Genomic DNA, 6,963 nt, shown 5'->3' with positions numbered 1-6,963 from the left:
CCCCTGGGTAATATCCCCTTACTTAACTGACCGGTGGGACCGAGCTTGCTCGCGAGCTTTCAACAGCTCGCGAGCAAGCTCGCTCCTACAGGGTATGAGGGTGCAATTAAGCGGCGTGTACAGGGCGCTTTCCACCCGGCTTGCTGCGGCCGTAGAGCACAATAATCGCCAGTATTGCCACCGCCTGGGCGCCCAGCGAGTAAGCATCGGCATGAATGCCCAGCCAGTCAAACTCGAAGAATGCCACTGGCCGCGTGCCAAAAATCCCTGCTTCTTGCAGCGCTTTAACACCGTGTCCGGCGAACACCACCGACAGCGCGCACAACAATGCGGCGTTGATACCGAAGAACAGAGCCAGCGGCAATTTGGCCGAGCCGCGCAGGATAATCCACGCCAACCCCATCAACAGCACCAGCGCCGTAGCACCGCCTGCCAATACAGCGTTGTGACCTGCCGGACCCGCTTGTAGCCACAGGGTCTCGTAGAACAGGATCACTTCGAACAACTCGCGGTACACCGAGAAAAACGCCAGGATCGCAAAGCCGAAACGCCCGCCGCCGCCGACCAGGCTGCTCTTGATGTAGTCCTGCCACGCAGCCGCGTGGCGGCGGTCGTGCATCCATACGCCCAGCCATAGCACCATGACGCTGGCAAACAAGGCGGTACAGCCTTCCAGCAGTTCGCGCTGGGCGCCACTGACATCAATCACATAGGCCGCCAACGCCCAGGTCGCAAGGCCTGCAACCAGAGCCAGGGCCCAGCCCGCATTGACGCTGCGCACCGCCGATTGCTGGCCGGTGTTACGCAGGAAGGCGAGAATTGCCGCCAGGACCAGAATCGCTTCCAGGCCTTCGCGCAGCAGAATCAGCAAACCCGAGATAAAGCTCAGGGACCAGCTCAGACCATCGCTGCCCAATAGCCCGGCGGATTGTTTAAGCAAGGCTTTGGCCGCGTCCAGACGCTGCTCGACCTGTTCGGTCGGCAAACCGTCCTGCAGCGATTGGCGATAAGCCATCAAGGCTTTTTCGGTACTTTTACGGACGTTGCTGTCGACGTTATCCAGCGAACTTTCGACCAGCTCAAAACCTTCCAGATAAGCCGCCACTGACAAGTCGTAGGCCTGTTCGCGATCACCGGCACGATAGGCCGCCAGACTTTTATCAAGGGTTTGCGCGGTGTAATCGAGCAACTGCGCAGGACCACGTTTGACCTGCGGCGGCTGGGCGCGTTGAGCCCGGAAAGTAGCCGTCGCTGCAGCGCCTTCGCCAGCCAGCACCTCGTTAGGTGTTTGGCGGGCAAGGTCTGCCAGGTTGTAGGTCTTGTCCGCTTTGACCGCAGCCGGATCGATGCTCAGACCCGCAACATAGGTAGCCAGATCCCAACGCTGACGTTCATCCAGCTGATCGGCAAACGACGGCATATCGGTGCCTTCAACGCCCAGGCCCAGGGTGTTGTAGATCGCGTAGAGGCTCAAACGGTCAAGGCGCTGGGCGTCGCGCAGGTTGGCCGGCGGTGGCGTCATGCCCACGCCCGCAGGGCCATCGCCAGCCCCTGTCGGGCCATGGCACACCGAACAATGCTGGGCAAACAAGGGTGCACCGCGGGTCGGGTCGGGCGTAATGGCCGGGGCCTGACTGACCTCGTAGGCCACTGCCAGCCTGGCGCCCAGCTGTCGCGCTTGACGGGCCACGCTCGCGCCATCGGCACGCTGTTCAACCGCTGACTGCAAGTCGTTGACGCCCTGCACCAGCTCAGCATGCTCGGGGCGTTGCGGCAGGTCTGCAATCAGACCCTTGAGGACCGTCAAAAACTCTAGTTGCTCGCGATACTCGGTGTCATCGATGACCTTGCCATCTTCAACCGTAGGCGGATAGTCCGCACCGATGTAGTCGATCATGTGGAGCGCCTGCGAGGCGCCTTCCGGGGAGTTGGCAGACACTGCGAGGCTGCACAACGCAAGAACTGGCAACATCAGCCAGGCCAAAAAACGCGAGCGGGCGGTCATTGATAAATCCGGATGGAAATGAGAAGTAACACATTGTTCACTTCCATTGACCGCGACTCAAGATCTTTAACTGGTGGCGCGGTGCAACGTCGCCAGAAAACCTGCCGCGCCGACGAACAACCCGGCAAAAGTGCGATTCATGCGCCGCTGTTGTTTGGGCGTACGCAGCAAGCGCAGGACTTTTGAAGCCAGACCGGTGTAGCCGGCCATGACCACAAGGTCGACACAAATCATGGTCACACCCAGGGTCAGATACTGGCTCACCAGTGGCGCACTCGGGTCGACGAACTGCGGCAGGACCGCCAGCATGAACACCAGGGCCTTGGGGTTGCTGACATTGACCAGAAACCCTCTGAAGACCAGCGCCAGCGGCTTGCCAATGGGCCGCACGGCAGCGTTATCGCTGAGGTCTGCCGGCAGTGCACGCCATTGTTTGACCGCGAGGTAGACGAGATACGCCACACCAAACCATTTGATCGCATAGAAGGCAGTGGACGAGGTGGCGAGCACTGCACCGACACCGGCGGCAATAATCGCAATTTGCAGTGCCAGCCCCAGTTGCAAGCCGATGGCGTTCCAGTAGCCGCGCCAGAAACCGTATTGCAGGCCGCACGACATCGAAGCAATCGCGCCCGCGCCGGGCGACAGGCTGATGACCCAGCAAGCAGCAAAAAAGGCCAACCACGTTTCCAACGACATCGCACACCTCGGACAAATGCTGTAACAAGTCCTAAAGCTAATGTGCTGACTGAAAATTGACCACTGTTTTTTGTAGTTGGCCACTACCTGTGGGAGCCGGCTTGCCGGCGATGCTCACGACACGGTCTGACCGGGCTGATGCGTGGTGCTATCGCTGGCAAGCCAGCTCCCACATCGGGCAGGGTCAGAGATCGCCTTCGCGCCAGCGGCGTACCGAGCGCTGGAAGAACAGGCTGTTGGGCACTTGCACCATGCTGCTGCCGCTGCCGGCCTCTGCAGGCTCGATCAGGGTGGTGTAGAGCAGATTGATGGCTACGACCCGGCCTTTGACCCCGGGCTTGTCCAGGGTATCGAGCAGCTCCACCACGTCGCCAATCCGAAACGGCCCCACGGTGAAAATCAACACCGCACACAGCAGATTGGATAGCACGCTCCACATGGCGAAGAAGGCAATTGCGGCAACCGCGACAAACCCCGAGAGCGCAGTCCACAACACTGTGGCCGAAACGCCGAGGCGCTCGAGCACGAAGATCAGCGCACTGCCCATGATGAACCAGCGCAAGCCGCCCCGCAGCGGCATCAGCAGCTGCGGCGGGAACGGATAACGCTCGCTCAAGCGGGTCAGGAAACGGGCCACGACGCGCTGCGAAAAGTAACCGGCCAGCAGGATCAGCAAAATCTGCACCGCAACCCACAACGGTGCAATCAGCTCGGCGGGCACCGGTAAATGCAGGGCTTCCATCAGGACAGCGCTTCCAGTTCGGCCTGCAAGGTTTCCAGCAGCTCCAGGGCTTCCATCCAGCGCTCTTCCAGTTGCCCTTCAAGCACTTTAAGCCTGGCCTGCTCGGCCAGCAGTTCACGCAATTCGTCCTTGCGGGCGGCTTCGTAGACACCGCTGTCGGCCAGACCGGCTTCGATTTTGGCGAGCTTCTCGTTGACCTTGCCCAGTTCGCTTTCCAGCTTGTCAGCTTCGCGCTTGTGCGGTGCCAACTGCTGACGTAGCGCAGCCGCGGCCTGACGCTGAGCCTTTTTATCGGTCTTGTCAGGGTTTACCGGCGTGTTACTGGCCGGTGCGTTGCGCAAGCGGTAATCGGCCAGCCAGCGGGCGTAGTCTTCGAGGTCGCCGTCGAACTCCTGCACCTTGCCATCGGCCACCAGCAGGAACTCATCCGTGGTGCTTTTGAGCAAATGCCGATCGTGAGACACCACCAGTACCGCACCGCTGAACTCTTGCAGGGCCATGGTCAGCGCCAGACGCATTTCGAGGTCAAGGTGGTTGGTGGGTTCGTCGAGCAGCAGCAGGTTCGGCCGGCCCCAGGCGATCAGGGCGAGTGCCAGGCGAGCTTTTTCGCCGCCGGAAAAATTCAGCACTGGCTCGTCGATGCGCGCACCACGGAAGTCAAAACCGCCCAGGAAGTCGCGCAGGGTTTGCTCGCGTTCGGCCGGTGCCAGACGCTGCATGTGCAGCAACGGGCTGGCTTTTGAGTCCAGCGAGTCGAGCTGATGCTGGGCAAAATAGCCAACGACCAGGTTTTCGCCACGGGCAAGACGGCCCGACAGCGGCTCCAGTTCGCCTGCAAGGTTTTTGATCAGTGTCGACTTGCCGGCACCGTTGGGGCCGAGCAAGCCTATACGGGCACCCGGGACCAGTTGCAGCTTGACCTTCTCCAGGATGGTTTTGTCGCCATAGCCCAAACGCGCATCGGACAAGTCGAGCAGCGGGCTGGACAACTTGACCGCCTCGCGGAATACGAAATCGAACGGCGAATCGACATGGGCCGCGCTCAGTTCTTCCATGCGCTCCAGGGCTTTGATCCGGCTCTGGGCCTGACGTGCCTTGGTAGCCTGGGCCTTGAAGCGGGCAATGTAGCTTTCCATGTGCGCGCGTTGCGCCTGCTGCTTCTCGTAGGCCTGTTGTTGCTGGGCCAGACGCTCGGCACGGGCGCGTTCGAAGGCGCTGTAACCACCGCGATAAAGGGTGATTTTGCGCTGATCGACGTGGGCGATGTTGTCGACCACGGCATCGAGGAAGTCCCGGTCGTGGGAGATCAGCAGCAAGGTACCCGGATAATTCTTGAGGAAGTCTTCTAGCCACAGGATGGCATCGAGGTCCAGGTGGTTGGTCGGCTCATCGAGCAACAGCAAGTCGGACGGGCACATCAAAGCCTGCGCCAGGTTCAGACGCATCCGCCAGCCGCCAGAGAAATCGGCTACCGGACGATCCATCTGTTCGTTGGTGAAGCCCAGCCCGGCAAGCATTTTGCGGGCGCGGGCATCGGCAGTGTAGCCATCGGCGCTGTCCAGCTCGGCATGCAGGCGCGCCTGAGCGGCACCATCCTCATCGGCTTCGGCCTTGGCCAGATCGGTTTGCACCTGGCGCAGGCGCAAGTCGCCATCGAGCACGTAGTCGATCGCGATGCGGTCGAGGGTGTCGATTTCTTGCCGCATGTGGGCAATCCGCCAGTCGGCCGGCAGCAGACAATCCCCGGAATCAGGCGTCAACTCACCTAGCAACAAGGCGAACAAAGTGGATTTACCGGCGCCGTTGGCGCCGACCAGACCGGCTTTGTGGCCGGCGTGCAGGGTCAGCTCGGCGTCTTCTAGCAGACGTTGCGGGCCACGCTGTAAAGTCAGGTTCTGAAGTCGGATCATAATGGCGGCGGAGTCTACCAGCTTCCCTCTCAACTGGCGCGAATTGCACTATGCAGAATGACCTGTGGAATTACTGTTTGAACCTCTATGCCCGGCCAGGGGTGGAGCAAGCGTGCTTAAGCCTGCAAGACCAGGGCCTGGATGTGTGCCTGCTGCTCTGTGCGGCCTGGCTACAAGAGCGCACCGTGGCGTGCAGCGAAACACGCCTGGAGCAATTAAAGGCCTGCGCCGGACCCTGGCAACGCGAGGTGGTGCAGCCATTACGCCAATTGCGGATCCGCTGGCGGGAAGCAGCCGCAGACGATGAGGCACTGGCCGCGTTACGCATACGGGTCAAGGCTTTGGAACTTGAAGCAGAGGGTACGGTGTTGCGGCGCCTGGAGTCGGCGACTCTAGGATGGTCGTCAGCTCAATCGCAGAACGACTGCGATTGGCTGAGAAAGATGGCGAACAGTGTCGGCCATCCTGATTGCGACGCGCTGCAAACGCTGCGCGCCGCAATCAACCACGCTTAGGAAGCGCTGGAGGGGGTTGTAGCCGGGGTTGCTGCTGATACCGGAGCCTGCGTAGACGCAGGGGCTGTGGAAGCAGTAGCTGGCGCTGTAGCCGGTTTGACAGGTGCGGCTGCCGGCTTGGCGGCCACAGGCTTTTTAACGGCCGGGCGGGCAGGCGCTTTGGCTGCAGGCTTGGCCGGTGCTTTGGCGGCTACGGCAGGCTTGGCGGCGGGTTTGGCCGCCGGCTTGGCTGCAGCGGTTTTTGCAGCTGGCTTGGCAGCAACCTTGACTGGGGCTTTTGCCACCGGCTTGGCTGGCGCTTTAGCCGCAACTGCTTTGGTCGCTGCAGGCTTGGCGGCAGGTTTCGCAGCAGCGGTCCTGGCGGTCGCGGGCTTGGCCGCAGGGGCTTTGGCTACAACAGGTTTGGCCGCAGGTTTCACCGTACGGGCCGCTGCCGGCTTTTGCGCAGGCGCTTTGGCTGCAGGCTTGGCGGCTGCTTTGGCCGGTGCCTTGGCAGATGTTTTTGCAGGCGCTTTTACTGCCGGCTTTTTGGTCGCTGATGCGGGCTTGGCATCGCGAGTCGACAACGCCTTACCAACAGCTTCCTTGACCCGACCAATACCTTGGGCCAGCTTCAGGCTTTCCTGAGCATCGCGCTTGAGTTGCAGGATGTAGGTGCGGGTTTCGGTTTGACGATCCTTGAGCGTATCGAGCAGCTTCTCAAGTTCTTTGACCGCAGTTTTAGCTTTGGACTGTGCCTTGGACTTGCCTGCGTTCGCAGCGTCCTGCAGTTTTTCACGCGATTTATGCAGCTTTTCCTGAGCTTTTCCGCGCTGTTTTTCAAGCTTGGCGAGCAGTTTCTCAGCATCAGCCAACGCTTGAGAACAAGCGTTTTCCAAATGCTCAAGCAGACTGCCTGAGAGCTGTTGGAGCAGGTGCAACGGCGTATTAACAGGCTTCTTGTTGGCCGACATGGTTTACCTCCTGGCTGAAGTGAGTGCGGCTCATACTAGACCTCTGCAGGAACCGCCGCTAGGTCATGTTGACACTAACGATAGCTGTGGGTTGCATGGCGTAGAGAAACTTGTGCCAGATCAATCTTTAATCAGCAGC

At 60.6% G+C, this 6,963-nt stretch carries 6 protein-coding genes; 1 reads left to right on the top strand and 5 read right to left on the bottom strand.

The genetic code is table 11. The annotated features are described in order from the left end of the window. Nucleotides 1-106: 106 nt before the first annotated feature. The 4 genes from ACP7BO_RS13915 to ACP7BO_RS13900 all read right to left on the bottom strand — a co-directional run bounded on the left by ACP7BO_RS13915 (nucleotide 107) and on the right by ACP7BO_RS13900 (nucleotide 5,356). A complete protein-coding gene (locus ACP7BO_RS13915; protein WP_426210984.1) occupies nucleotides 107-2,005 on the bottom strand; it encodes an FTR1 family protein in 1,899 nt (632 codons plus the stop codon). A gap of 66 nt (nucleotides 2,006-2,071) precedes the next feature. Continuing rightward, nucleotides 2,072-2,704 carry a LysE family transporter gene (locus ACP7BO_RS13910; protein WP_060696243.1) on the bottom strand — a complete coding sequence of 211 codons (633 nt, stop codon included), beginning with the start codon at nucleotides 2,702-2,704 and terminating at the stop codon, nucleotides 2,072-2,074. A gap of 184 nt (nucleotides 2,705-2,888) precedes the next feature. Beyond that, nucleotides 2,889-3,446 carry a mechanosensitive ion channel family protein gene (locus tag ACP7BO_RS13905; protein WP_060696244.1) on the bottom strand — a complete coding sequence of 186 codons (558 nt, stop codon included), beginning with the start codon at nucleotides 3,444-3,446 and terminating at the stop codon, nucleotides 2,889-2,891. Next, nucleotides 3,446-5,356 carry an ATP-binding cassette domain-containing protein gene (locus ACP7BO_RS13900; RefSeq protein WP_060696245.1) on the bottom strand — a complete coding sequence of 637 codons (1,911 nt, stop codon included), beginning with the start codon at nucleotides 5,354-5,356 and terminating at the stop codon, nucleotides 3,446-3,448. The genes ACP7BO_RS13905 and ACP7BO_RS13900 overlap by 1 nt, the downstream gene beginning before the upstream one ends. Before the next feature lie 50 nt (nucleotides 5,357-5,406). Between ACP7BO_RS13900 and ACP7BO_RS13895 the strand changes: the two genes are divergently transcribed. Beyond that, the gene (locus ACP7BO_RS13895) at nucleotides 5,407-5,871 is read left to right on the top strand and encodes a TIGR02444 family protein (protein ID WP_426210981.1); all 465 of its coding nucleotides are present in this window, start codon (nucleotides 5,407-5,409) and stop codon (nucleotides 5,869-5,871) included. Here the strand turns inward: ACP7BO_RS13895 and ACP7BO_RS13890 are convergent. Next, entirely contained in the window at nucleotides 5,868-6,824 is a 957-nt protein-coding gene (locus ACP7BO_RS13890) for an AlgP family protein (protein WP_426210979.1), read from the bottom strand. The two genes, ACP7BO_RS13895 and ACP7BO_RS13890, sit on opposite strands and share 4 nt — an antisense overlap. Nucleotides 6,825-6,963 lie beyond the last annotated feature (139 nt).

The organism is Pseudomonas sp. TWR2-1-1 (assembly GCF_049897045.1).
GTDB classification, from domain to species: Bacteria; Pseudomonadota; Gammaproteobacteria; order Pseudomonadales; family Pseudomonadaceae; genus Aquipseudomonas; species Aquipseudomonas versuta.
The sequence above is the reverse complement of the archived record's forward strand: the minus strand, read 5'-3'. Positions and strand labels throughout refer to the sequence as shown.